Here is a 25,681-nt window from a genome sequence, read left to right on the forward strand (position 1 = left end):
TCTCATTTTATACCAAAAATACACTATGCCCCTTCAGGAATTTTATACATTAAATTCGGGATAAGGAAAACCCTTTCCTTTTTCACAGAAAAATTTTAAACTCCTGAAAAATAGTGCCCAATCAAAACTACAGGAAGCGAATTCCGCACTATAATTTGTCCAGCCATCATGGTGAAACAGCAGCATACATCCCTTTTGCTGAGGTTCAAGTTCAAAGGTCAGTGTCGTTCCAATCCATTCCTCAAATGCTTTGACACAGCGCCACTCGACCCTGGAATAAGGCTTCAGCGAAATAACTTCCATATTTTTAAAATAGCTGGGACCAAATCCAAAGCGCAGGATCGCACCAATCTCTGGCTTTGCCTTCGTATCTGGTGTCCACCAGCCTGCTAGTCCTTCCGCCGTTGTAAGCGCCTTGTAAACAGTCTCTACAGGCGTTTCAATTAACAGCCTATGGTAGATACTTTTTGTCCCAGGATCATGTGGTATGCGATTCTCTTCCATAGCCCCCAGCGCTATTTTCTCCTTTGGAGTAGGCTGTCCCAGCCCCGTTAAAATCAATTGTCTTAGGCTGTCCGCTATATAATACGTCCAGGCATCATGACATACCTGATAACATTCCATCTGGGAATTAAGCCCACGATGGGTGAAATGTAATGTAGTTGTACCCTCATCTTCCACAATATCGAAGATAATGGAACTATTAGTCCATTCCCGTTCATCCTGGGTAAATTTAAAATAGTTTTCGAGGACCCGCCAGACTACTTTACGATCTGTTTCCATCGTTTCTATTCGTATTCGACAACGATGTACATCCTGATAATGATATATAAACTCATCATGCAAAGCAGCAGTTGGCCCTTCAATATTTTGAGACCACCATCCACGGACATTATTGATTGCTTCAAATACACGTTGAGCACCTGCTTCAACGGTAATGCTTATTTTAAAATCGTCCTTTTTCATCATTCATCGTATTTTATAACGTTAACTCATACTTCTTATATTCCTATACCTCAATCGAATCAAATATGTAAATCTGAACATCATGATCATGAGGTGCCAAGATTCTCCGGTCAACTGCACAAGCCTTTCCTTGTTCAGACGCAAATGCTATTTTAATTGCTGCTAAACTTTCAAAATATAAAGTTCCAATACAATACACATCGTCGTGTCCAGTCGTGGACATAATTCCACCTTTGGCCACTTCATAACGAATAAGTCCGGGAAGCGTTTTTGCCAAGGGAATATGTGTCTCAAAATAGTGTTTGTCAAAAAACTCCCTATTCGTAGGAGTCTTATATATTGCGATCACTCGTACCATCTTGTGGTATTAATTTAAATTTATAGATCAAATATAGCGGACTTCAAAACACAAAAAGGGGTGTAAAATAGACATTCTCAGCGGTTGATTTAGACAAGTCGTTTCGGTATATTTGAATAGTATCAAATAAGCGTATTATCGTTTATTCAATCTTATAAACTTTCAACATGAAACACCTAACAATCTTAGTTCCAGACAGTCAGACAGGCCCTAATACCATATCGTGCATTGTTGGAACATACCATGTATTCACAGAAGCGAACCGCTATTACGATCAACTGAACAGGGAACCTATATTTAATATAGAATTGGCAGGAGTTTCCAGGCAGAGTAACTTTGTCAATGGATTGTTAACGGTCATGACGCAGAAAGATATCGCTACGATTCAAAAGACCGACCTCATTATTGTACCCGCTGTCATTTCTAATTTTAGTGCGATAGAAGCTGGTAATAGCATGCTCTCAGCATGGATATTAGACCATTATACCAAGGGAGCAAATGTTGCAAGCATGTGTACCGGCGCATATCTGCTCGCATCCACAGGGCTTTTGGATAACAAAAACTGCTCTATCCACTGGAAATCAGCGGCAAATTTTCATAAGCTCTTTCCAAAGGTTAACTTAAAAACAGAACAAATTATTACTGATGAGCAAGGAATCTATACCAATGGTGGCGGTTATTCGTTCCTTAATCTCCTCCTTTACCTGGTCGAAAAGTTCTACGACAGACAGACGGCTATTTATTGCTCCAAAATATTTCAAATTGATATTGCCAGACAAACACAGTCCGATTTTATGATCTTTAATGGTCAAAAATCACATGGAGATGAAATGGTCATGCGTGCACAGGACTACCTCGAGAATAACTTTTCAGAAAAAATTTCCATGGAGAAGTTATCTGAAAAATTCACTGTCGGACGTCGGAATTTCGACCGTAGATTTATTAAAGCGACAGGCAATACGCCCGTGGAATATCTTCAACGGATAAAAGTAGAATCGGCAAAAAAAGAATTGGAAAGCTCGAGGAAAACGGTAAATGAAGTGATGTACGCTATTGGATATACGGACATAAAGGCTTTTCGCGAGATATTCCGTCGGTTTACAGGAGTCTCTCCCCTTGAATATAAAAACAAGTACAATAAAGCAGCAATAAAATAGATGTTAGATGAATTTTGAACCGATTCAGTTTACTGATCTCCCCGTCATCACAGCATTAAGTCCAGAAGGATGGGGTAATGTGCCGATCAAAATACAGCATTATATAGAAAGCCCTTTTTGTTTCCCCATAAAACTCCTGGTCGATCAGAAAATTGTGGCCATAGGTACGACCATTATCCATAGCAACGTTGCCTGGCTCGGACATATTATCGTCGCTCCCGATGAAAGAGGAAAAGGCTATGGGAAACAAACCACCCAAGAACTTATTCGTATGGCAAACAGCAAAAAATGCAACAGCATTCAACTCATTGCAACGGATATGGGCGCGCCTGTTTACACAAAGCTCGGCTTTAAGGAATCTTCTTCTTATCTTTTCTTTGATGATATACAAGCACCCCATCTTGAAGAAGCGGACAATAATATACAGCAATATCAATCCCGATACAAAGAGCAACTTCTGAGGCTCGACCTGACAACCGCAGCCGAAAATAGACAATGCGAAATAGAACCGCATTTCATTTCAGGTTTTCTATATGTGAAGAACCAAACGCTCCGCGGTTATTATCTTCCTTCTTTGGGAGAAGGCCTTATTGTTGCCAATGAACAAGCTGCAGGAATGGCATTGTTAAAAATGTATTTAATGCAAAATTCCAAAGTTGTGCTACCAAAAGAGAATACAGCTGCCGTTTCCTTTCTATTGAACCAAGGATATCCAATAAAACGCCAGGCCAAGCGCATGTACCTGGGGGAAAATATCGATGTTCAATTTCAGTCCATCTTCAATAGAATTGGTGGAAATCTAGGTTAACACCAATTCTATACGTTATTTTTTTTAGACCGATAGCAAATTTCAAGACAACATAATGGACGCTACGAAAGCTGACCTACGGCATCCTCAAGAACCTCTTTGGCAGCCACAGCCGGTTGCTTTTTGCTTCGTTGGATATAACATAGGGAAATTACGATTCCTAAAGCTGCCATAACCGCACCAACCAAGGCCGGAGAAGTATAACCGTAGCCTTGATTAATGGGTACACCACCGAGAAAGGCACCCAATGCATTCGCAATATTAAAACAAGCAGGTCCTAAAGAAGCAACCAACATTTCAGCATCACTTTTTACCGAGTTAAGCAATAATAAGGTTAACGAAGGTACGAGCGCAAAAGTTGTGACTCCGGTTAAAAAAGTCATCACCAAAGATACCCAAACGTTGTCGGACAGCCCGTAACTAACCAACATACATAAAATCTGAACCACCAGTACGGCTACAACCACCTTTGTTGAAGAAAAAGCGTCCGTCAACTTCCCTCCGATCAAATTCCCCACAAACATACCTAATCCAGCCAAAACCATAATATAAGGCAGGTATTTATCAGCAACACCAGACACTTCAGTCATCAGCGGAGCTATATAACTTATCCAGGCAAACAGCGCTCCTGGAGCTACAGAAAATAACAAAACCATAAACCATACATTCACATTCCGAAAAATGCCAAAGTCCTTCCAAGGATTATTTTTAGGTGCTGCTTTCATCTTAGGCATCCACAACTTTAAGGCTAACATGGTCAAAATACCGACGATAACAATCAATAGAAAAGTATAACGCCATGAAAAATGATGTCCAATATAGGTCCCCAATGGAACCCCAAATAAATTGGCAACTGTCAATCCGGAAAACATCGTCGCTACAGCCTGCGCTTCTTTACCAGGATCAGCCAATCGACTGGCAATGACAGACCCTACTCCGAAGAAAGCACCATGTGGCAATCCCGAAATAAAACGCGAGACCAACAAAAGACCATAGTCTGGAGCAACCACAGACAGTCCATTAAATAGGGTAAACAATCCCATGAGGATAATCAAAGTCTTAAGTGGCGAGAATCGATTCATCACAACCACCAACAGTGGGGCACCGATAACTACACCTAAGGCATAAGCTGTAATGAGATAACCAGCTTCCGGAATTGAAACTTGCAGACTTTGGGCAACGTCCGGTAGCATCCCCATCATACTAAATTCGGTAATTCCTATCCCCAATCCCCCCAGTGCAAGTGCTAATAAACTCTTCTTCATATATAAGTGAAATTATTAATAACACAAATTTCTATTAGAATAATTTAACAAACAAATCATTTAAATAGTACAACCTATCATTAAACTAATAGCACCGTCTTTGTCTCAATGAAAACACCTATATTAGCCTGAGGTAAAATCGTTCAGCATAACACATTCAAACCCTAACCATGAAACTGCATCATTATATACTTACTTTCACCTTGTACACACTTGTACCTTCGTGGGCATTGGCACAAAAAGGCCATGCAAAAAAGCATCCAAATATTGTATATATCATGAGTGATGACCATGGTTATCAAGCGATAAGCGCTTATGGTTACGGACTGAACGAAACGCCCAATATTGACAGATTAGCAAAAGAAGGTGCCATTTTCACACGTGCGACCGTGACAAATTCATTATGTGCGCCCAGTCGGGCTGTACTCCTAACTGGGAAGCACAGTTATATGAATGGGAAAATTGATAATGAGGCAAAATTCGATTGGAATCAGGACAACTTTGCCAAGATTCTCCAAAAAAACGGGTATCAAACAGCATTAATCGGTAAAATCCATATGGATGGCCTACCTCAGGGATTTAACCACTCAGCGGTCCTTATTGACCAAGGCGAATATTATAATCCAAACTTTATTATCAATGGTGTAAAACAACAAATACAAGGCTATGTATCGGATCTCACCACCGATATGACCCTAGATTGGATCGCTAAAAGAGATACCAGCAAACCTTTCTGTGTGCTCTATCATCAAAAAGCGCCACACCGAGAATGGCTACCTGCTTTGCGACATCTTCAACAATATACATCAAAAACCTACAAAGAACCGAATAATCTATTCGACACCTACGAAGGAAGAGGAACTGCTGCTAAAACCGCTGAAATGAATATCCTTAAACACATGAACTGGGCTGGTGACAACAAGATACCTCCTGCGCTAATGGATGAATTGGGACTAAAAGAATATCTATCCTGGGATAAAGCTGCCTTCAATGGAAACCTAGGAAGAATGACTGCAGCGCAGCGCGCAACATGGGATTCAATCTACAACCCAATCATGGCAGATTTTAAGATGAAATATCACAACATGTCCAAAGAGGACCTGATGCGCTGGCGATATCAACGTTATATGCAGGATTATCTGGGTACCGTTGCTGCAGTGGACGACGGTGTTGGACGTCTATTGGAATTTTTGAAAGACAATGGACTCGACGAAAATACAATTGTCATTTATACCTCAGACCAAGGGTTCTATCTGGGTGAACATGGTTGGTTTGACAAACGTTTTATGTATGAAGAATCGCTCCGAACCCCCTTATTGATCCGCTATCCAGCAGAAATTAAAGCTGGCCAATCCTCAAAAGCACTTGTTCAGAATCTTGATTTTGCCCCCACAATCCTAGATTATGCAGGACTTGCAATCCCGAAAGATATGCAGGGAAAATCTTTTCGTGGTCTACTCAATGGAAAAGAAAAACAATGGCGCGATGCAGTATATTACACCTACTATGAGTACCCTTCCATTCATATGGTAAAACGACATTATGGGATTCGTACCGAAAGGTACAAACTGATCCATTTCTATTATGACAAAGATGAGTGGGAATTATACGATCTAGAGAAAGATCCACAGGAAATGCAGAATGTATACAATGTACAAGCATACCAAAACGTACGTGAAGAAATGCATCATAAACTGGACGAAGCCCGAGCCTACTACAAAGATTCCGATGAGAACGACAAAAAGTTTTTACCGAAGGTAAAACAATAATTTACTGGCCTACTAAGCCAGTAAATTATTGTTGTTAAAAATCTAAACAGGGTTGAGTTTGAAATAACGTCTCAAAATACGTCTAACGTCCCTATTGTCGGCTTTGAAGATGATGGCTTCTCGCTTTTTCTTTTCGCTATATACACGCTTATTACAGTAGCCAAATCCTTTATATCGACCATCCAACAAGTAAACAAGTCCCTTTTCTTTGGGATTACGCCCTAAGAACTCCAAAAATATCTCGCCCATCGGAAGCTCCGAAGAGGCTACAAATTCCTGCACTCTTCGATTATAGTCATCTGGAAGCTCCTGCGCAATACATGCCCCTTTGCAGGTCTTCAACATATATTGAAAACAATGTTTCGTATACGTCTGTAATTTGTTTATTTTTTGGCAGAGCTGATAAGCTTCAACAATAGTGAATAATTGCTCGCGCCCCTCCTGGTAACTCGAAAAGGTCATTAGCTCCTCTCGCTCGGGATCAAGCGTTTCAACTTGAAGAACTTGATAGCCCAATGGATTCACCGCTAGATAAAGGCCAAATCCGTAGTGGGTTCGACGCTGCGCCCGATTATAATAGGGTTGATATTTTTTGATCAGGTCAGATTCATGCAATAGCGCTAGTAATTCATGGCCAGTCAGTTCAAATCCAACTCTGCAGGCTGCTCCTTGGATTTTGCGTTCCTTAAAATCTGTGCTTCTAAAATGCTGCAATAACCTATTTCTAATATCGATACTCTTGCCGACATAAATTAGTGCATCATACTTATCATAAATATAATATACGCCGACTGCAGCGGGAATTCCTTCAAGCAATCCCGCAATTTGCTCTTTCGTCATCACTTTAACACCAGGTAATACCTTACAAAGGTAATTTAAAAAATAGTCGATTCACTTCGTGGATCTGCACGCTCAAATATACTAATATATTTAGTATTTATAAATGATAGCGAATAAAAATAGGAATACACCCGCCCTTCATTTCATCCAATGAAAAGGGCGGGTGTAAGTTAGCGCCAATTGTTAAAATTTCATTTTCTGAATTCTAATGGCATTCAATATCGCTATTAACGATACGCCAACATCGGCAAATACAGCCTCCCACATTGTTGCCAAACCTCCAGCTCCAAGAATCAACACGATCCCTTTGACTATAAAAGCAAGGCCAATATTCTGATAAACAACTTTTTTCGTTTGTTTCCCAATGCGAATGGCCGTTGGAATCTTCGAAGGTTTGTCATCCTGTATCACGACATCTGCCGTCTCGATCGTCGCATCACTGCCCAGTCCACCCATCGCTATTCCAACATCACTCAGTGCGACAACCGGAGCATCATTAACGCCATCACCAACAAAAGCAACAGATTCGTTTAGCCCCTTTATTTCCTTGACCTTATTCACTTTATCTTCCGGAAGCAGGTCACCATAGGCCTGATCTATTCCAAGTTCCTTGGCAACATAGGCGACTACTGTCGACTTATCCCCGCTCAACATCGTTGCTTTTACACCGAGCTTATGCAGTAGCTGAATTGTAAGCGCGGCATCTGCTTTAATGCTATCAGCGATCGTCATGAATCCTACAAATTTACCGTCCAAAGCAATGGCAATGGTCGTATATACGATACTATTCGGATCGATATCATAGGCTACATTAAATTTGTCCAGCAATTTAAAGTTACCCACCAGCAACTCTTTGCCTTCAGTAATTCCTTTTAATCCATGTCCGGCGATTTCTTCTATATTATGGAGATTAATAGACTCGTCGATCGCACCTGCATATTCCCTAATCGCTGTTGCAACTGGATGGCTACTGTGGCTCTCTATTTTATTGACGAGCTTTAAAATTCTTGACTCGTCGTAACCAGCCTGTAGCTTAATTTCCTGCACCTTAAAAACGCCGGCAGTCATTGTTCCGGTTTTATCCATCACCACATGCCGGATATCTGCCATCGCATCCAAAAAATTACTGCCTTTAAAAAGTATACCATTTCTACTCGCAGCACCGATTCCACCAAAATACCCCAAAGGGATTGAGATGACGAGTGCACAGGGACAGGAGATCACTAAAAATACGAGTGCTCTATACAACCAGTCGCTAAATACATATTGATCGACAAACAAGTAAGGCAGGAGGCAAATTCCAATAGCCAAAAACACGACAATTGGGGTATATATCTTAGCAAATTTGCGGATAAACAGTTCAGTAGGCGCTTTTTGAGCTGTTGCGTTCTGTACAAGCTCTAGGATTTTACTCAGTTTGCTATCTTGATAAGCTGTTGTTACCCGAATTAGGCTCACCGTGTTCATATTAATCATTCCTGCCAGCACAACATCACCTTTCATTTTTGTATCTGGCTTGCTCTCGCCAGTTAGCGCTGCAGTATTAAATGCGCCTTGTTCAGAAAGCAACTCACCATCGAGCCCGAGCTTTTCGCCAGGTTTCAGCTGAACAATTGCTCCGATACCTGCGTCTGCGGCTTTGATTACTTTGCTCTTTCCATTCTCCAAAATAGTCACTTCATCCGGACGCTGATCCAGTAGTGCCTTAATATTACTTTTAGCTCTACTCACCGCCAAGGTCTGAAATACCTCGCCTACAGCATAAAATAACATCACCGCCACAGCTTCTGGGTATTCTTTGATCGCAAAAGCTCCTATCGTAGCGATACTCATTAAAAGAAACTCCGAAAAGATTTCCCCTTTAGCAATACTCTTTAGGGCATCTCTGACTACAGGAAACCCAACAGGCAGATAAGATACGATATACCAGCCCGAACGAACCCAATCCTTAAACCATGCTTGCGCAATCCAATTATCCATGGCTATTGCTGCAATGAGCAAAATAAAAGAAATTAGCGCGGGTAGAAATAACTGCATCTGACTAGCCCCTGCCGTTGAGTGATCGTGACCGTCTTCATCATGGCTATGATCATGACCATGACTGGAAGCTGGAGCTTTCCCAATAAGGTCTTCAGCTCCCGCCTGACTATATATTTTTTCTGTCTGTGTACAACAAAGCTGTCTGCCTTGTGCATCATAACGATGTTGATGTTCCATAACTTGCTTTGATTCTGTTAACAAATACTGTCAATTAATGTTCGTGCCCACCTGTATTGCTCATTTTAGCATTGATAAAAAAGGCACCCTTTACAACAATTTTCGTTCCAGCAGGAACTTCGGTAACCGGGGTAATCGCCGTATATCCCAGAGCAGACACGCCTTTTTGAATCTCTATTTTTTCAAAATTGATGTTTTTAGCCTGTTCTTCGCCATGCTGCCCAGCTTCTTGCTCATTTTTATGCGCATGTTTTGCTTCACCTTCATCGTGTGCATGCCCGCGATCGTCGTGCCCTTCTTCATGCTCCTCAGGTTTCTTGTCTGTCTCCACAAAAATATAATACTTGCCGTCAGCCTCCACGATTGCATCATTCGGAACAGCCGGAGTCCGTACATTATTGACACCGATCATACCCGTGATGTTCATCCCATCAATCAACCCCACTTTGCTGCCCACAACCGTACTGTGCACAGCGATGGTCTTGCTATCATTTTCAAAGGAAGATCCAATTGTAAAAACTTTGGCGGTATAGGTCTTATCCGGGTTGTTGGTCAGTTGAAAGTTGATGAGCTGTCCGACTTTAACCAAAGGTAGATCCTTTTCAAACACCTGCAGATCCAAATGCAACAGACTATTGTCAACAATCTCGATCACGGGTGAAGAGACATCTACATAACTCCCAATTTTCGCAAAAACATTACTTACTGTTCCATTGATAGGGCTTGTTACGGCTAATGAGGTCCGCATATTGGACAGATTAACGCTATTGGGATTAATGCCCATCAATTGGATCTGTTGTTGCAAAGAAGCCTTTCGAGCCCGCAAACTATTGAAGTCTGCTGTTGCGGCCTGCAGATTTTTCCGCGCCCCCGCATTACCTTCATTGAGTTCCTGTTGCCTTGCCATTTCTTGTTCTGCCAAGGTAATCTTACTTGCGAGGGAGACATATTCCTCCTGCAACTGTACAAACTGGGGGTTGGTGATCGTAGCGATCACCTGCCCCTTGCGTACGTGATCACCCAGCTGCACGTTTAATGACTTTACAACACCACCGTAAAGCGCCGTTGCATTCGCTTTATTGTTATTGGGTACACTTAAAAGTCCATTGGCCTTGATTGTAGCCGTTAGTTCCTTCTCTTCAATACCTCCAAAAACGATGCCCACAGCTTTTATTTGTGCCGCACTCAATGCCGCTATGGTAACCGGACCTTCCTCATGCCCCGCTTCGGATTTAGGCGCTTCCTTTCCCTCCGGTTGACCTTTAGGCTCCGACTCATTAGAACCGCAACCGTAAAAAACAGTAACGGCTATACATACGATAAATATCTTTATGAAAACTTTCATTGCTGACTTATTTGTTATTGAAGTAATTATATTGAATTGCTGATTGATTATACTGATTGAGGACGTCTAAATAATTCTGGCGAATCCCAATGGCCTGACTTAAAAATTGACTTAATTCAGCAAAATTGATCTCCCCTGTCCTATAAGCCAAACTAGCCGCTTTAATGATGGCATCAGCTTGTTTTAAACCCGAAGACTCATAAAATTGTAGTAACGCACTATTCTTGTCAATTTCAGCAAGTGCGTTTCCTTTATTTGTCTGGAATGCCTGCGTCTCATATTCCAACTTACGCTGTTGAACTTCCATTTCAGCGTTGGCAGCCTTCACTTTACTTTTATACGCGCCTAGGCTAAAGACCGGAAAAGATGCGGAGACCGAAAATCCCGACAATGGATCTTTGGCTCCCCAAACACGTTGGGAGAAAAATCGACCCGAGAACTCAGGCTTATTTGTATTTTTCTGAACACTGATATTTGATGAAGCAATATTTACGTTTTGCTGCTGTAAAACAAGTAAAGGATGTGCTGTTTCCTCAGATGGACTGGCGTTCACGACAATCTTCTCCAAGGACTGATCCAATGGGAGCATCCACTCGTTACGGTCCAACAAGAGCATAAGTTGCTGTTGCTGGATAACAATGTCCTTTTTGTTTTGAACAAGTTGTGCTTGCAGTTCCTTCAGTTTTGCTTCAGCTGCGATCTTGTCCAGCGCAGCCACGTCACCCGTTCTGAAGCGAAGTTCAGTTGCTTTGAACATGGCTGTATAGATGCTATCCAGCTCCATATACAGCTTTTGGCGATCCTGGAGATACCAAAGTTGAAAATAGGCTGTCCTCACGTCTTTGGTAATCGCAGTTTTCAATACATCCGTATTTAAATTCGCATATTTTAGCTGCTGTTTAAAATACTCCTTGCGCGCCGCATAGAGCCCGGGCCAGGCAATACTTTGCGTTATACCAATTTTCAATAAGCCGGCCTTATCCGTAGGACGGTAATCTTCATTTTCTGCAAAAATCCCGGTCTTGGGGATTTCGGTCGCCGTTTTGACATTGAAACCAGCGCCTACGATTTCAGCCTGGTTGACCTGAAACTGACGATTGCTCTTCAGTGCAGTTTCCACAGCTTCTGTAACAGAAATGCGCTCTTGGCCAAACACCTGAGATCCCAAGGCCATAAATAAGAAAGCAAGTACTGTAACAAAGGTCTTAGCATCCCTACTTCGTTTCATATTCAATTTAGAATTAAAAATTATATACAATAAGGGCAGCACAAACAACGTCAGGAAAGTTGCCGTTATCAGTCCGCCAATAACAACCGTTGCCAAAGGCTTCTGAACTTCAGCGCCGGCACTTGTACTTATTGCCATCGGTAAAAAGCCCAGTGAGGCCACTGTCGCTGTCATCAGTACAGGACGTAAACGGGTCAAAGTACCTTCTTTAACGCGTTGAAAAATATCATCGACGCCCTCTTTTTTCAACTGATTGAATGTCCCAATTAAAACGATACCGTTGAGTACGGCCACACCAAACAAGGCGATAAAACCGATACCGGCACTAATACTGAAAGGCATACCGCGCAACATCAATGCAAAGACACCCCCGATAGCACTCATTGGTATTGCGGTAAAAATTAACGTGGCCTGCTTAAAGGAATGGAATGTGAAATACAACAGCATAAAAATAAGCAATAAGGAAACTGGCACAGCAATCAGCAGGCGCGAGCTCGCTTTTTGCAAATTCTCGAACTGACCTCCGTAGGTGAAATAATAACCCGCGGGAAGTTTTACATTTGCAGCCAATTGTTGCTGGATATCCTTTACTACGGTTTGAACATCACGCCCTGCCACATTAAATCCAATCACAATTCTTCGTTTACCAGCTTCGCGACTGATTTGGGCCGGCCCCAATTTATAATCGATGGCAGCAACCTGAGAAAGAGGGATCTGCGTACCCGTATCTGTAGGAATCATCAGATTACGCACATCATCAATACTATTTCGGTGTGTTGTATCTAACCTGACGACCAGATCAAAGCGACGTTCATTTTCATAGATCTGGCCCGTACTCCGACCGGCAAAGGCGGTACTCACCACATCATTAACGTCCTGAATTGTCAATCCATAATTCGCGATACGGGTGCGGTCATAAACGATATTAATTTGCGGGAGACCAGATACACGCTCCACCTGTGGAGAAGTTGCCCCTTGAACAGATTGAATCTGAGCGGCAACCACATTGGCGTAAGCGGCCAGTGAGTCGATGTTTTCACCGAAGATCTTTACAGCAACATCCTGACGGATACCCGTCATTAACTCATTGAAACGCATTTGAATAGGTTGATTTTTCTCAAAGAAGACACCCGGGATTACTTCTAGCTTCTCCAGAATAGCACTCCCCAGTTCTTCATAAGAACGGCCCGACTTCCACTCTTTTTGAGGCTTCAATACCACCATAATATCTGTCGCTTCAGGTGGCATAGGGTCTGTCGGCACCTCCGCAGCTCCTGTTTTACCGACAACCATTTTCACTTCATCGAACTCTTTGATAATCCGGGAAGCCTGCATAGAGGTTTCAATACTTTGCGAAAGCGAGCTTCCCTGAGGAAGTATACAATGGAATGCATAATCGCCTTCCTGCAATTGTGGAATAAACTCGCCCCCCATGTTCTTGAAAAAGAAGGCCGACAAAGCAAAAATGGCAACAGTTAAACTCACGATCAGGTATTTAAACCGAATGGCTTTCTGTAATAAAGGCCCATATATACGTTGTAGTCCCGCAATCATCCGGTCACTCAACGTTTTCTTGTCGCTGTATTTTTTCGGCAGAAACAGAGCGCACATCATGGGGATATAGGTTAACGAGAGAATCAATGCCCCGAAAATGGCAAACCCAACTGTTTGCGCCATTGGACGAAACATTTTTCCTTCAACACCCACCAATGTTAAAATTGGAATATAGACAATAAGAATAATGATCTCACCAAAGGCTGCACTGGTACGAATCTTTGAAGCAGATTCAAATACCTCATGGTCCATTTCGGCCTGGGTCAATTTCTCGGTTGACTTTCGTAAGCCTAAGTGGTGTAGCGTAGCTTCCACCACAATGACGGCTCCGTCCACAATCAAACCGAAGTCTATCGCACCCAAACTCATTAAATTGGCACTTACGCCGAAGACGTTCATCAGTCCAAGTGCAAACAGCAGCGCCAGTGGAATCGCCGAAGCAACGATAAGACCTGCCCGCAAGTTCCCAAGAAATAATACCAGGACAAAAATTACGATCAAGGCTCCTTCAATCAGATTTTTTTCAACAGTACTGATCGCACGTCCAACGAGGTCTGTCCGGTCCAAATAAGGCTCTATGACCACATCATCAGGCAAAGATTTTTGAATAGTCGGTAGTTTTTCTTTCACACGATTGACCACCTCATTGCTGTTTTCACCCTTTAGCATCATGACGACACCACCCACAGCATCTACCTCACCATTGTATGTCAAGGCTCCATAGCGCACAGCATGACCAAACCGTACATCTGCAACATCTTTTACATAAATCGGTATAGACCCTGATTTTCGGATAGCGATATTTCTGACATCTTCCAAAGAGGTCGCCAGTCCAATCCCCCGGATAAAGTATGCATTCGGTTTTTTATCAATATAGGCACCACCTGTATTTTGATTATTTTTCTCTAAAGCAGTAAATATCTCCGGGATCGTGATATTCATCGCTTTAAGTCTATTCGGATCAACAGCTACTTCATATTGTTTAAGCTCACCACCGAAACTATTGACCTCGGCAATTCCAGGAGTTCCGTAAAGTTGACGAGCAACAATCCAATCTTGCATGGTTCGCAAATCTTTTGCGTTGTATTTCTTTTCGCTTCCCTTTTTGGGATGGATGATATATTGATACACTTCTCCCAATCCGGTACTTACTGGAGCCAACTCAGGTTTACCAATACCCTGTGGAATCTGATCCACCGCTTCTTTCAAACGCTCACCGATCAGCTGACGGGCAAAATAGATATCTACATCATCATCAAAAACAACGGTAATGACAGAAAGACCAAAGCGTGAAATACTCCTGATCTCCTCAATTTTGGGTACAGTTGCAATACTTTGTTCAATTGGAAAAGTCACCAATTGCTCTACTTCCTGTCCGGCAAGAGTTGGACAAGAGGTAAAGATCTGGACTTGATTATTGGTAATATCGGGAACGGCATCTATGGGTAGTTTCGTCGCACTCCATGCCCCCCAAATGATAAGCAACAAGGTCATTAAACCGATAACGATCTTGTTCTTAATGCTAAATTTTATAATATGATCTAACACAATATACGTGATTAATGCTTAAATAATAGCTCGTTAGAATATCTTCAGCGCTTGTCGTAATAAAATACAACAAACGGATTCCGAGCACAAAGCTGAATAAAGAACAGCATAGCGCGCTCTATCAGATTTGTTTTTAGAATTTTTACGAAAAATTAAGCATTAACTTTCGGCGGCTGCCAGATGCTTCCAAAATAACTGGAAACAATCGCTGTATTGTGTAAAGGATTACGATTATCAAAATAAATTGATACCGGGACACCATCTATTTGCGGGAATTGATAGGCATAAGCCGTTATATTTCCACTGCAACAATTGCAATAGCAGAAAATAGAACAGGCATCAGATGCATCATCACTATGGTTATGCGTTTGGTTTAATTGTATTTCCATAGCAGTCTGCTCACAGCGATTGCTAGAATCACTGCAGGGAACAAAAGAAAGTCCCATAATATATGCTATCAATATGAAAACAATTAACCTCATGAATACGCAAATTTAAAAAAAATAAATCAAAATCTCCCCTTGCCCCAAGAAATCTATTGGTTAGCGTCATCTCCATTGCCTCCTATAAAATAAGGAGAGCGGCGCTTTCAACCGAGCATTTTTTTTACCCCTTAGGCCTCATAAAACCGCACAACCCTACACTGCACTATCACCTGATACACATATTAATTATAAGTAAATTATTATTCAAATAAAACGAATTGTAATTAACAGAAAAACACATAAAACATGTTTAAACAGCATTATAAATAAAAAACAACACTATTGTAGATATTTCTCTACAAGAAATACAAGATAACACAAATACAGTATATTAAGTAAAATGCTATTTATATAATTGCATCGATAAAAAATAACAGCAACAAAAACGCAATGGTATACCATGTTTTAAACACAAATCGGCATACAACTGCAAGATTTTTTTTTTGCAAAACAAATAAACAACGAAATCAAATAATCAAAAATCAATAACAAAACAAAATGTCAATTAACATGAATCTAATCCCCCATCGCCGACTGACAAACCTGTTCATGCTAGGCTGCAGCGCTTTCGCACTTAGCCTCTACTCATGTAACAAAAGCGGAGAAAACACCGCGTTAACAGGAGAAACTGTCGTTAAAATCAATCTATCGGGCGTAGAAGCTTACAATGAAACAGACAACAATGCTGTTCAAAAGCAAGCATCTGCAAACGCTTCACATTCATCAAGCAATGCGCCTGATGTACAGGAAATGACTATACCGCTAGAAAACGGAGGCTCAGTTGACGTAGTCCTAACAAACAGTTCAGCGGTTACAAAAAGCCTCGTTGCTTCATCCAACCCCAAACTAGCGGCTGTCCAAACACAAGAGAAGCCATTGGACAAAAACGTCAAGTATAAAGTTGTTGTCTATGACAGCCAAGGAGCTTACGTAACGGCAAAAGATTATAGCTATGGTGAGGAAGCTACTGCCGCAGGTATCGTTCTTGACGCCGGAAAATCATATACGTTCATTGCCTATTCGATCAATAGCACCACAGCATTACCGGATATTAACAATCAAAACACACTATCCACAGCCAGCTTAAACAATATAAGTGGCGACTTAATGTATTACACAGGCACATTAACGTTAAAAAATGGTGTAAACAATTTAAATGCTGTGTTAAAACACAGATTTAGCCAAATCACCACAACATTGAGCATGGATCCAAGTATGACCGGGGCCATCACTCAAATCGGGACTGCAGTACTAAAACCTAGTCACAGTAGTGCAAATTTAAAATTCTCAGATGAAACATTAACGTACAATGGCTTGAACAACGCTGGTGTGACCACGCAATTCCCGGCTTTAGGAAATGGCTTACGTACTATCATCAGTAACCCATCATTATTGATTCACCCCACCACCAGCAACGGGACATTGATGCTCGGCAGTCTAACTCTTGATGGTGAAACCAAAACAAACATCACCATTCCAAATGTTAAGATCAATCCTGGACAAAAATACGATCTGAAACTTAACTTCAGAACCTGTACACAAGATGTAACCAGCAATGGCTTGAACTGGAGCTATCCAGCAACAACATCGGGTGGTAAAACGGGTATTATGAAAGACGGTAAATTCTATGCCAATGGAACAGCCATCGACAGAAGCTTTACCGCTCCAGCGGCAGACTATGGTTTTGTTTTCGACATTACCGAACTAGACAATGCATTCAATCTGGAAGTAAATGGTGTCAAATTAGCAAAACAGGAAATTCAATTTCAATCAAATGCGGTTGCCTCTACACAAAATATCCAATTTTTCGACGGAAGCAAATACGCTGGCAACAATATCGAAACGGGCAAAAGAATTGACGAAGTGTACAACATGAAAGGTACCAGTACAAATCCTCTCGTTAAGGTTGTGATTAGCAGAACTGGCCAGGTGACCATGTTTGGTAGTAAAACATCCGGCGGTCCTTTATACGAACTTAAACTCGTGAATGGCAACAGCTTCAACACATTCCCTTGGAGTGCAACACAAAGCAACACCGTAAAAGTAACCCAACTTGTTGATGGACGTACTATTATCAAGGGTATAGGTGCCGGAAAGAAGAAAATCCCTTGCCAATAATCAATAAATAGATCAATAATCGGAAAGACTAAATCTTGCTGCGTATAACAAAGAAAAACAGCACGTAAAAAATAGCTATTATGGAAAAGAAATTAGCGTACATCGCCCCCAAAATTAATACAACGACAATCGAACTTGAACAAGGTATTGCAGCTGGTTCGGCATATGCCAGACCAGAAGATGCCAACAGCGGTAAAGTAAACGAACAATGGGAAGTAGGATCAACAGATAATAGAAATATCGACTGGTAAACTATTTTCAACAGTAAACAAAAGGAAGGGGCAGTCAAAAATGAATTGCCCCTTTTTATGCAATTTTATAATAGACGATCGTGTCATCCATATTTTTTATTGTCAAACCTTTAGCGTACCCAAGTGCAGACTGTCTGTATTACCTCCACCATAACTTTCGATAAAAAAGATATACACCTCATAGGTCACTTCCTTTCTATTTTTTGGAATTTCAACATTTTGTTTGCCAGACATTAAGCTGCTTTTCAAATCGTTCATCACAAGTGGATACCCGCCCCCATGATCCGCTGCATTATACAGGATTAAGAACGAATCGTAAGATCCCGTGTCAAACTTTTCCTCCAGATAAGCATCATATTCCCAGGTGACCTGAAGCACTTGGTTTTCTTGATCGAAATCCATTGTGTAGGAAGTAATGGGATTGGGGCTTCCTTTGGCAATCATAAATTTCGACCAATCAACGACAAAACCGTCTTCTTCCTGGATAAGTGCTTTATTCAGATTATAAGACATCGCTATATCGTATGCCCGTTTAGGATAGCTGTACACCTTATACCCCATATTGATGATCGGTTTTAACTGGCTAATATGTGACCTCACAATTTTGAAGCGTTTTCTACTCAGCAGTTGCTTAGGAGTGGGCTCCCGTTTTTTAACGCTAGGGAGAGATCGTACATAATTTCCTGTTTTAGTCGACACAAACACAACAGAACCTGCTTTCCCGGAAACAGTTCCATTTACACCATTTTTGACTATTGCCATAATTACTTGATTATGTTATAGATAATAAAGATAAACATTAATACGGAAAAATACGCATACCAAATTATAGCTAAAAACAGTTTTCAATCAATACTTAGACAGTAATTAGTCACTGTTTATTCAGTCTTCACTGAGCAAGCACTGAACAAGCACTGAACGAGCACTGAACAAGCACTGTTTAAAAGTGGAATTTGATTACCATCTGTTGCATCTAAGAACTAAAGGAGAAAAGGTAAAAGCCGACGACCTTTCATGCGAACTATAACGTAAAAAAAATGTCTCCTACATTTGCTTAATACAAACATAAGAGACATCTTCTTCTTTTTATCGTAGGTCTTATTGCCAGCCCAAGGCTGGATCGGAAACTCGACCTACTGCTGCAGTTACAGGACAGCCTGCAGACGTTTTGGAAAATCTTCAATCTTTGAAAGACTCAATTGCTTCATAACCTGAAACAAATGCGTCTTAAACATATTGATTGTATGTTCCCCACCTTCATTGCCCAATGCGCCAACCCCATACATAAATGGTCTTCCCATAAAATTGAAATCCGATCCAACTGCATGTGCCCGCGCGAGGTCAACCCCTGATCGAATACCACCATCTAACATGATTTTTATCTTCTTTTTATAGTCTGGGTTGCTCGCCAAGTGGATCAATGAATTGATCGAAGATTCACTTGCATCGAGCTGTCGTCCACCATGATTTGACACAATGACTCCATCAACGCCCAATGCGATAGCAGCCTGCATATCTTCATCGGTGGCAATCCCTTTAAGCACCAGGGGCCCTTTCCAAAGATCCCGAATAGCTTTAATTTTCTCAACATCAACTTTACCCGTAAATGTTCTGTTCATAAACTGTCCCAGCTGCGCTAAATCAAGTCCCTTTTCCATGTAAGGCTTCAATGTTGCAAAAGAAGGTATTCCATGCCTTAATGTTTCTATCCCCCAAGTTGGACAGGCAAAAGTTTGCAAAATATTGGCGATACTCATTTTAGGTGGCATAGACAATCCGCTTTTTATTTCACGATAACGAAGTCCAAAAGCAGGCACATCCACCAGAACTACCAATACCGGACATTCAACAGCCTCCAGACGTTTAATAATATCATCGCGCAACCTGTTTTCCGTAGGATGATAGAGCTGAAACCAGGCTTTCCCATCAGATACCTCGGCAATACGTTCAATACTACTTGTTGATACTGTACTCAAAATATAGGGAATATCATTTTTTGCTGCCGCTTTCGCAAGAATTTCAGGCGCATTCGGCCACATCAATCCCTGAAGTCCGATAGGTGAAACACCAAAAGGTGCACTGTAACGACGACCGAATAATTCTACAGATAGGTCTATTTCTTCGCTCGCAAGCAGATATTGCGGCTTCAACAGAATATTATCAAAATCATTCTCATTTCTGGCAAGGTTCAATTCTTCATTTGCACCTCCGGTCAGATAATCAAATGCAAATCGGGGAATCCTTTTCTTCGCTTTAATCTTTAGATCTTCAACAGAAGGATAACGTGTATTATATATAAATTTCTGGCTCATGATTGATATATTATTTATAAACAGTCTATGACTGCGCGCCAAACTTAGAAAAATTGCATTTCAAATGCAAGCTAATTGTAGCTAATATAAAAAAATCTGTCATACATTTCTGCGATACCCCAATTCGGCACCACCACTTACAGGTAGATTTACCCCTGTGATAAAGCGTGCTTGGTTTGACAGCAGAAACACACAGGCATCGGCAATAACATCACCCTCGGGACAGTATCCCAGCAAATGAATATCCTTCAAAAAGTCAAAAACCTGTGTTGGATGCGCTTGCTCCAGTGTCCATTTGTTGAGCATGGGTGTCATAACAGCTGCAGGCATAACCGAATTGACACGAATACCGACAGACGCATAGTCTATGGCCATAGATTTTGTCAACGCGTTGATAGCACCCTTTGTGGCGGCATATGCCGCGTGGTTCTCCTGGCCAATATCCCCCACTAAACTGCTCGTATTTAGAATACAACCCGCAGATTCCTTTAAATGAGGGTAGCCATACCGTGTAGTCAGAAGAACACTTTTCATGTTGGTTTCCAGCAACCTTGTCCATTCATCATCCGTAGTTTCATGCAAAGGCTTTGCTGGGCTTGCCAGACCAGCATTGTTATGGATTGCATCCAGCCGCCCAAAAACAGCAACAGTCTTTTGGATGGCCAGGTCAACTTCGCGGGCTTGCGTAACATCCGCACAGATACCGATATGTGGCGCACCGATCAGTTCAGCTGTAGCATCTACCGATCCTTGATCGAGACCAATAAAAGCAACCTTTGCCCCTGCTCTGACATAGGCTTTTACACATTCCAAACCGATTCCAGCAGTTCCTCCTGTAATCAATATTATTTTATCTTCTAAGGTTTTCACGTTTTTATTATTCTTGTATTTAGCATCAAGTTCCAAAGAATCGGAACAAATTAAAAATTAGTTGAAAATTACATATAAAATCACGACAATAGCTAACAGCAATGCAGACAAAATACGGTAATTCCCGATACCCGACCAGGCTTTTCCCCGAAGTGGATCCACGGGGTTCTTCCAGTACAAATCCCGACTTTGTGCAGTATGCTGCACGGGATACTTATACGATAACAAAACCTGAAGTAACATACAGATCAAAAACAGATAGAAAGCCATCATCATAAATGGTGTCTGCCCTACCCACGAGTCAGGTAGCAGCTTATTCAGCAAAAATACGGCAACCCCCAAAACAGAACCTATCCACAGGGTAAGTTTTGCAGCTGTTGCTGATGCTCCTTTCCAAAAAACACCTAAAAGAAACACGCAGGTTATTGGTGGTGCAATATGAGCAATCACATCATTTATGCCATAAAAAATACTCTCATAGCGATCCAATAGTGGTAAAAGAGCCAGGGAAAATCCCATGGCAATAACTGCGGCAATTTTCCCGATACGAATCAGCTGTCCATCGGAAGCAGCAGAGCGTCGCTGTTTAAAGATATCGTAACTCACCATGGTCGATATCGAATTTAGCGCACCCGATATCTGACTCATTAAACCCGATAAGAGCGCCGCTACCAACACACCGATCAATCCTGAAGGCAAAAGTTGCGTAATCATGAGTGTATAGATACCTTTTGAATTGACCTGCCCCTGATGGTCTACGCCAAGACTGCTTAAATCAAATTGACCTGTTTTAAACAGCGTATACGCAAATAGCCCCGGAAGCACAAAAATAAATACAGGCAAAATTTTCAGAAAACCACAAAAAAGGGCACCCACACGTCCATGGTTTTCGTCCTTGGCTCCTAAAACGCGCTGAACAATGGTCTGATCGGCACACCAGTACCAGATGCCTAAAATCGGATAGCCAAACAATACGGCATACCAAGGCATTCCACTTCCATCGTTGCTACCACGGAGCATAGAAAGACGATCAAGGGCATTATCCTGCGCCAGAACAGCTTTCATCGGCATCCAACCGCCCATCTTGTCAAAAGCTGCAAAACTGATAATAAAAGCTCCTGCAAGCAACACAATTGTCTGGATAGATTCCGTCACCACAACAGCGCGCAGCCCACCCAATATCGTATATATTCCAGTTATCACACAGATTACCGTAATACTCAAATACATATTAAATCCAAAAAGTGTTCGTAGCACAATCCCTCCGGCCAACATCGAAAAAGCGATATGAATAACAATGGCCGATAGTATGGATATAAACGTGAGCCAATCTCTGCTGGAACGATCATAACGCCGTTCCAGAAAGTCAGGCAAAGTTGTAACACCCGATTTGAGGTAAAATGGCACAAAAAAAAGCGCCAGTAAGATTAAAGTAAAGGCAGCCATCCATTCAAAGTTGCCGTTAAGCAAGCCTGTATCAAATCCGCTCTGTGCCAAACTAACCAGATGTACCGTTGAAATATTAGTTGCAAAAAGCGCCAACCCAATGGCTGGCCACCGAAGTGTCTTTCCAGCCAAAAAATACCCTTCAGCGCTTATTTCCTTCACTTTCTTAAATCGCCCTGATCCAGCCAATATGCCGACAACCAAAATCAACACAATATAAAAGATGGCGATACCTAAATCTAAATTTCCTAACATAACGTCAACTTATAACAAATCACAACTGCTTCCCACATCCATTGGGGTACGGTACACGCCATTCGCTATAGACACAGGATGTACAAAATGAGACTTTAGGTGTGGAATATGCTCCAAAAACAAAGCCTCATGCCCAAGGCTTATATGGTTAAACAAAACAAGATGCTGATGAAGCTGCCCCATATCACCGACATGCGGTACAACAGGAATATTGTATTTTCGACAAAGTAGACTCACTGAAATAAACTCGCTCACGCCGCCGACCCGAACAGCATCCACCTGTACAAATCCCGCCGCACCCATTTGAAGGTAATTTTTAAACAAGATACGGTTCGGCACATGCTCACCCATGGCAACTTTTATCGGCGCAATGTGCTCGGCTAAGCGTTTATGTCCAACAATGTCGTCGGGATGTGTCGGCTCCTCTACCCAAAAAGGATTCATCTCCTTAAGCTCTTGACAGATGGATAGCGCCTGAGGTAGCGTCCATTGCTGATTCGCATCGAGCATTACTTTAGCTTCATCACCCGCAACCTCCCGTACAATATGCGCACGACGGATATCCCGTAATGTATCTTCACTACCTACTTTGAGTTTCATTGCGGAGAAACCGTTATCTAAAGCACGTTTACAATTCTCCCGTACTTTTTCATCAGAATAGTTAAACCAGCCTACTGATGTATCGTAGCCCGCATAGCCCTTTTCAATAATGTCCATTCTTTTATGACCAGTTGAGATAGTCGACTCCAACAGGCTGATGGCTTCACCCTTTGTAAACTCATCTTCCAAATAGGAAAGATCCAACGTATTGACAATCTCTTCAGCACTGAGGTCGGTTAACAGCTTCCAAAGTGGAACTCCTCTCGTTTTAGCCCAGAGGTCAAAACAGGCATTTGTTACCGAAGCTAGGGCCAGATGAACGATACCTTTATGGGGACCCAACCAACGAAATTGCTGTTCGTTGCTCAACTTATTAAACAATTGACCAAAATTTGCCATAAGATCTTCAATTGGAATCCCTTTCAATCGTTCGGCATAGAAAGCTGCAGCACGACAGACCAGCTCATTTCCTGCTCCCAGTGTAAAAGCCAGACCTGTGCCTACGCGCCCCTTATCATCTGCCAATCGAGTCACAGCATAAGAATAGATCGGATCCTTGTGAATCGCATCACTGCCCGCACCTGTAGCCAAAGGAAATCTCCGATCCTGAATATCAAACGTCTTTATCATAAAATCTTAACGTACTTGTTTTTAGTGTTTAGGTTAATCTATTTTGAATTACAACTTTAACTTATCCTTTAATTTGCGCAAAATGTCAACATCCGAATCCTTTATGCGTCCCATCCGATTGGGACCAACGTTTAAGATCAGGATATTGTCTTGTGCGGTTGCGGTCTGATAAATCCCCGCAAGCTCTTCCAAAGACTTATACTTCTTGTCTGTAGTATTATAAAACCAGCGTTCTCCAAGTACCACTGTTGTCTCAAAAGGCATGTAGTAAGTATTCCCGTTGGCCATAAAAAGCTTAGGATCAGGATTGATCGGAAGATAGGGATCGCCTAGCCTAAAGTCACTTGGAAAGTAACGTATAGGATAATAATTCTGCTGATCTTTCGGCAAAACAATGTGTTTGTCTGTGTTCTCAGGTGATCCTATACTCCAGTTTATACCAATTTGACACCCGGGAACCTTTTTCTTGATCAAATTGTAAATCGCCTGCGTGGGCCATCGATAGCTCTCTTTTTCCCAGCCACCGTCCAGCCAAAGCTCAACGATATCTGTATACTTTTTGGTCATATCAACCAACTCACTAAGCTGGTTCAACATATATTGATTATATGCTGCATCTGCAGACATGTCTTTTACATTGGGGTTCTGCTTTCGGTCCCATAAAGAATAATACAAACCAAGGCGTATCCCCTGTTTGGCGCATTCTTTAGCCAGCTCCTGCACAACATTTGTCGCGTTTGAAGAACTCGCCACATCGTAGTCCGTATACTTACTATCCCATAAACAAAAACCTTCATGATGTTTCGTAACCAAAATCATGTACTTCATCCCAGCTTCCTTTGCCGTTGAAACCCACTGTTTAACCTCAATAGCCGATGGCGCATACGAGCTAGCAGGTTTAGATCCGTCTGTCCACTCCTGGTCATGAAATGTATTCATGCCAAAATGAACGAACATACCATATTTTCGGTCAATTTGCTCCCGCTGATAAGCATTGGGGTGTATCGATGGAACAGGTACAATAGTCTTTGTCTGCGCACAAAGATTTGTTCCCAATACAGCAAGTGTCAAACTAAATAATAATTTCTTTCTCATGGTTATATAATGTTGGTTATTATAGCATTCATTCTTTTTCTTTCTTTATTCCGTATGGAATACTTCCGCCATACCAGACCATATCTCCCCTTTCTCCTGTGCATCGGACAGGGGTTGCTGACAAGGATCCGTTTCTTTCCACCAACGCTGTGTCTCTGGATCGGACGCCATCTTCTGCATATCAAGCTTGAAATTTTGTCCTACATATTCGAAATAGCTAAAAAGAAAAAATTTACCGTCTATTTCCTTCAAAAAAATAGAATAATTGCGGATATGACATGCCTTGATCTTTCGAAGTACCGTGGGCCAAACCTTGGCATGAAGTTTCTTATAATAAGCTACTTTCTCTGCTTTTAATCCTGTTATAGATGCATAGCGAGCCATAGGGTGGCTTCTTTCTGTAGACCGAAAGGCTGTCGCACAAAATACGACAAAGACGATCATCATGCTATAAGGATATAATTTAGGATTCATAAGTTCTACGCGTTATTTTATACGAAATTACGCGCTTAACAGTACCGTGACTACTGCTAGATTGCTTATTTCTCCCACTATATTAACATT

The 25,681-nt window shown here is 41.7% G+C and carries 20 protein-coding genes; 5 read left to right on the forward strand and 15 right to left on the reverse strand.

Annotated elements, in window-relative coordinates; all coding sequences use genetic code 11:
- Positions 1-42: 42 nt before the first annotated feature.
- On the reverse strand, positions 43-969 hold the full coding sequence (locus tag IQ31_RS23730) for an SRPBCC family protein (RefSeq protein WP_232475779.1): 927 nt from the start codon (positions 967-969) through the stop codon (positions 43-45).
- Positions 970-1,009: 40 nt separating this feature from the next.
- Positions 1,010-1,324: an EthD family reductase gene (locus IQ31_RS23735; RefSeq protein ID WP_088161512.1), complete on the reverse strand. Its 315-nt coding sequence runs from the start codon at positions 1,322-1,324 to the stop codon at positions 1,010-1,012.
- A gap of 167 nt (positions 1,325-1,491) precedes the next feature.
- Here IQ31_RS23735 and IQ31_RS23740 point away from each other — a divergent pair, with 167 nt between their 5' ends.
- Together IQ31_RS23740 and IQ31_RS23745 are read left to right on the forward strand one after the other, a co-directional pair.
- Positions 1,492-2,481, forward strand: a complete 990-nt coding sequence (locus IQ31_RS23740; RefSeq protein WP_088161511.1) for a GlxA family transcriptional regulator — start codon at positions 1,492-1,494, stop codon at positions 2,479-2,481.
- Positions 2,482-2,488: 7 nt separating this feature from the next.
- On the forward strand, positions 2,489-3,289 hold the full coding sequence (locus IQ31_RS23745; protein ID WP_145330532.1) for a GNAT family N-acetyltransferase: 801 nt from the start codon (positions 2,489-2,491) through the stop codon (positions 3,287-3,289).
- A gap of 62 nt (positions 3,290-3,351) precedes the next feature.
- On the opposite strand, the gene IQ31_RS23750 is transcribed toward IQ31_RS23745, so the two are convergent.
- Entirely contained in the window at positions 3,352-4,554 is a 1,203-nt protein-coding gene (locus IQ31_RS23750; RefSeq protein WP_088161509.1) for an MFS transporter, read from the reverse strand.
- A gap of 170 nt (positions 4,555-4,724) precedes the next feature.
- On the opposite strand from IQ31_RS23750, the gene IQ31_RS23755 reads away from it, so the two are divergent.
- Positions 4,725-6,323, forward strand: a complete 1,599-nt coding sequence (locus tag IQ31_RS23755) for a sulfatase family protein (RefSeq protein WP_088161508.1) — start codon at positions 4,725-4,727, stop codon at positions 6,321-6,323.
- A gap of 42 nt (positions 6,324-6,365) precedes the next feature.
- On the opposite strand, the gene IQ31_RS23760 is transcribed toward IQ31_RS23755, so the two are convergent.
- The 5 genes from IQ31_RS23760 to IQ31_RS23780 all read right to left on the reverse strand — a co-directional run bounded on the left by IQ31_RS23760 (position 6,366) and on the right by IQ31_RS23780 (position 15,537).
- Entirely contained in the window at positions 6,366-7,163 is a 798-nt protein-coding gene (locus IQ31_RS23760; protein ID WP_145330534.1) for a GIY-YIG nuclease family protein, read from the reverse strand.
- 183 nt (positions 7,164-7,346) lie between these two features.
- On the reverse strand, positions 7,347-9,380 hold the full coding sequence (locus IQ31_RS23765; RefSeq protein ID WP_145330536.1) for a heavy metal translocating P-type ATPase: 2,034 nt from the start codon (positions 9,378-9,380) through the stop codon (positions 7,347-7,349).
- Positions 9,381-9,414: 34 nt separating this feature from the next.
- Positions 9,415-10,725, reverse strand: coding sequence for an efflux RND transporter periplasmic adaptor subunit (locus IQ31_RS23770; RefSeq protein WP_145330538.1), 1,311 nt, complete (start codon positions 10,723-10,725; stop codon positions 9,415-9,417).
- 7 nt (positions 10,726-10,732) lie between these two features.
- A complete protein-coding gene (locus IQ31_RS23775; RefSeq protein WP_145330539.1) occupies positions 10,733-15,055 on the reverse strand; it encodes a CusA/CzcA family heavy metal efflux RND transporter in 4,323 nt (1,440 codons plus the stop codon).
- 152 nt (positions 15,056-15,207) lie between these two features.
- Positions 15,208-15,537 (reverse strand): DUF6660 family protein, encoded by a 330-nt coding sequence (locus IQ31_RS23780; protein WP_145330541.1) that lies wholly within the window; start codon positions 15,535-15,537, stop codon positions 15,208-15,210.
- 513 nt (positions 15,538-16,050) lie between these two features.
- Between IQ31_RS23780 and IQ31_RS23785 the strand changes: the two genes are divergently transcribed.
- Positions 16,051-17,658: a fimbrillin family protein gene (locus IQ31_RS23785; RefSeq protein WP_145330543.1), complete on the forward strand. Its 1,608-nt coding sequence runs from the start codon at positions 16,051-16,053 to the stop codon at positions 17,656-17,658.
- Between the two features lie 80 nt (positions 17,659-17,738).
- Positions 17,739-17,909 carry a hypothetical protein gene (locus tag IQ31_RS27540; protein WP_167512273.1) on the forward strand — a complete coding sequence of 57 codons (171 nt, stop codon included), beginning with the start codon at positions 17,739-17,741 and terminating at the stop codon, positions 17,907-17,909.
- Between the two features lie 102 nt (positions 17,910-18,011).
- Here the strand turns inward: IQ31_RS27540 and IQ31_RS23790 are convergent, their stop codons facing one another.
- The 7 genes from IQ31_RS23790 to IQ31_RS23820 all read right to left on the reverse strand — a co-directional run bounded on the left by IQ31_RS23790 (position 18,012) and on the right by IQ31_RS23820 (position 25,591).
- On the reverse strand, positions 18,012-18,671 hold the full coding sequence (locus tag IQ31_RS23790) for a DUF6266 family protein (RefSeq protein WP_145330546.1): 660 nt from the start codon (positions 18,669-18,671) through the stop codon (positions 18,012-18,014).
- Positions 18,672-19,054: 383 nt separating this feature from the next.
- A complete protein-coding gene (locus tag IQ31_RS23795) occupies positions 19,055-20,221 on the reverse strand; it encodes an alpha-hydroxy acid oxidase (RefSeq protein ID WP_075992560.1) in 1,167 nt (388 codons plus the stop codon).
- Between the two features lie 99 nt (positions 20,222-20,320).
- Positions 20,321-21,091, reverse strand: a complete 771-nt coding sequence (locus IQ31_RS23800; protein ID WP_075994786.1) for an SDR family NAD(P)-dependent oxidoreductase — start codon at positions 21,089-21,091, stop codon at positions 20,321-20,323.
- 57 nt (positions 21,092-21,148) lie between these two features.
- The gene (locus tag IQ31_RS23805) at positions 21,149-22,792 is read right to left on the reverse strand and encodes a sodium:solute symporter (RefSeq protein ID WP_145330548.1); all 1,644 of its coding nucleotides are present in this window, start codon (positions 22,790-22,792) and stop codon (positions 21,149-21,151) included.
- A 9-nt stretch (positions 22,793-22,801) separates the two neighbouring features.
- Positions 22,802-24,022 (reverse strand): enolase C-terminal domain-like protein, encoded by a 1,221-nt coding sequence (locus tag IQ31_RS23810; RefSeq protein ID WP_145330550.1) that lies wholly within the window; start codon positions 24,020-24,022, stop codon positions 22,802-22,804.
- Between the two features lie 48 nt (positions 24,023-24,070).
- Positions 24,071-25,117 carry an alpha-L-fucosidase gene (locus IQ31_RS23815; RefSeq protein ID WP_145330553.1) on the reverse strand — a complete coding sequence of 349 codons (1,047 nt, stop codon included), beginning with the start codon at positions 25,115-25,117 and terminating at the stop codon, positions 24,071-24,073.
- A 45-nt stretch (positions 25,118-25,162) separates the two neighbouring features.
- On the reverse strand, positions 25,163-25,591 hold the full coding sequence (locus tag IQ31_RS23820; RefSeq protein WP_244294568.1) for an L-rhamnose mutarotase: 429 nt from the start codon (positions 25,589-25,591) through the stop codon (positions 25,163-25,165).
- Positions 25,592-25,681: the final 90 nt, after the last annotated feature.

The organism is Sphingobacterium siyangense (assembly GCF_007830445.1).
In the GTDB taxonomy this organism is placed as follows: Bacteria; Bacteroidota; Bacteroidia; order Sphingobacteriales; family Sphingobacteriaceae; genus Sphingobacterium; species Sphingobacterium siyangense.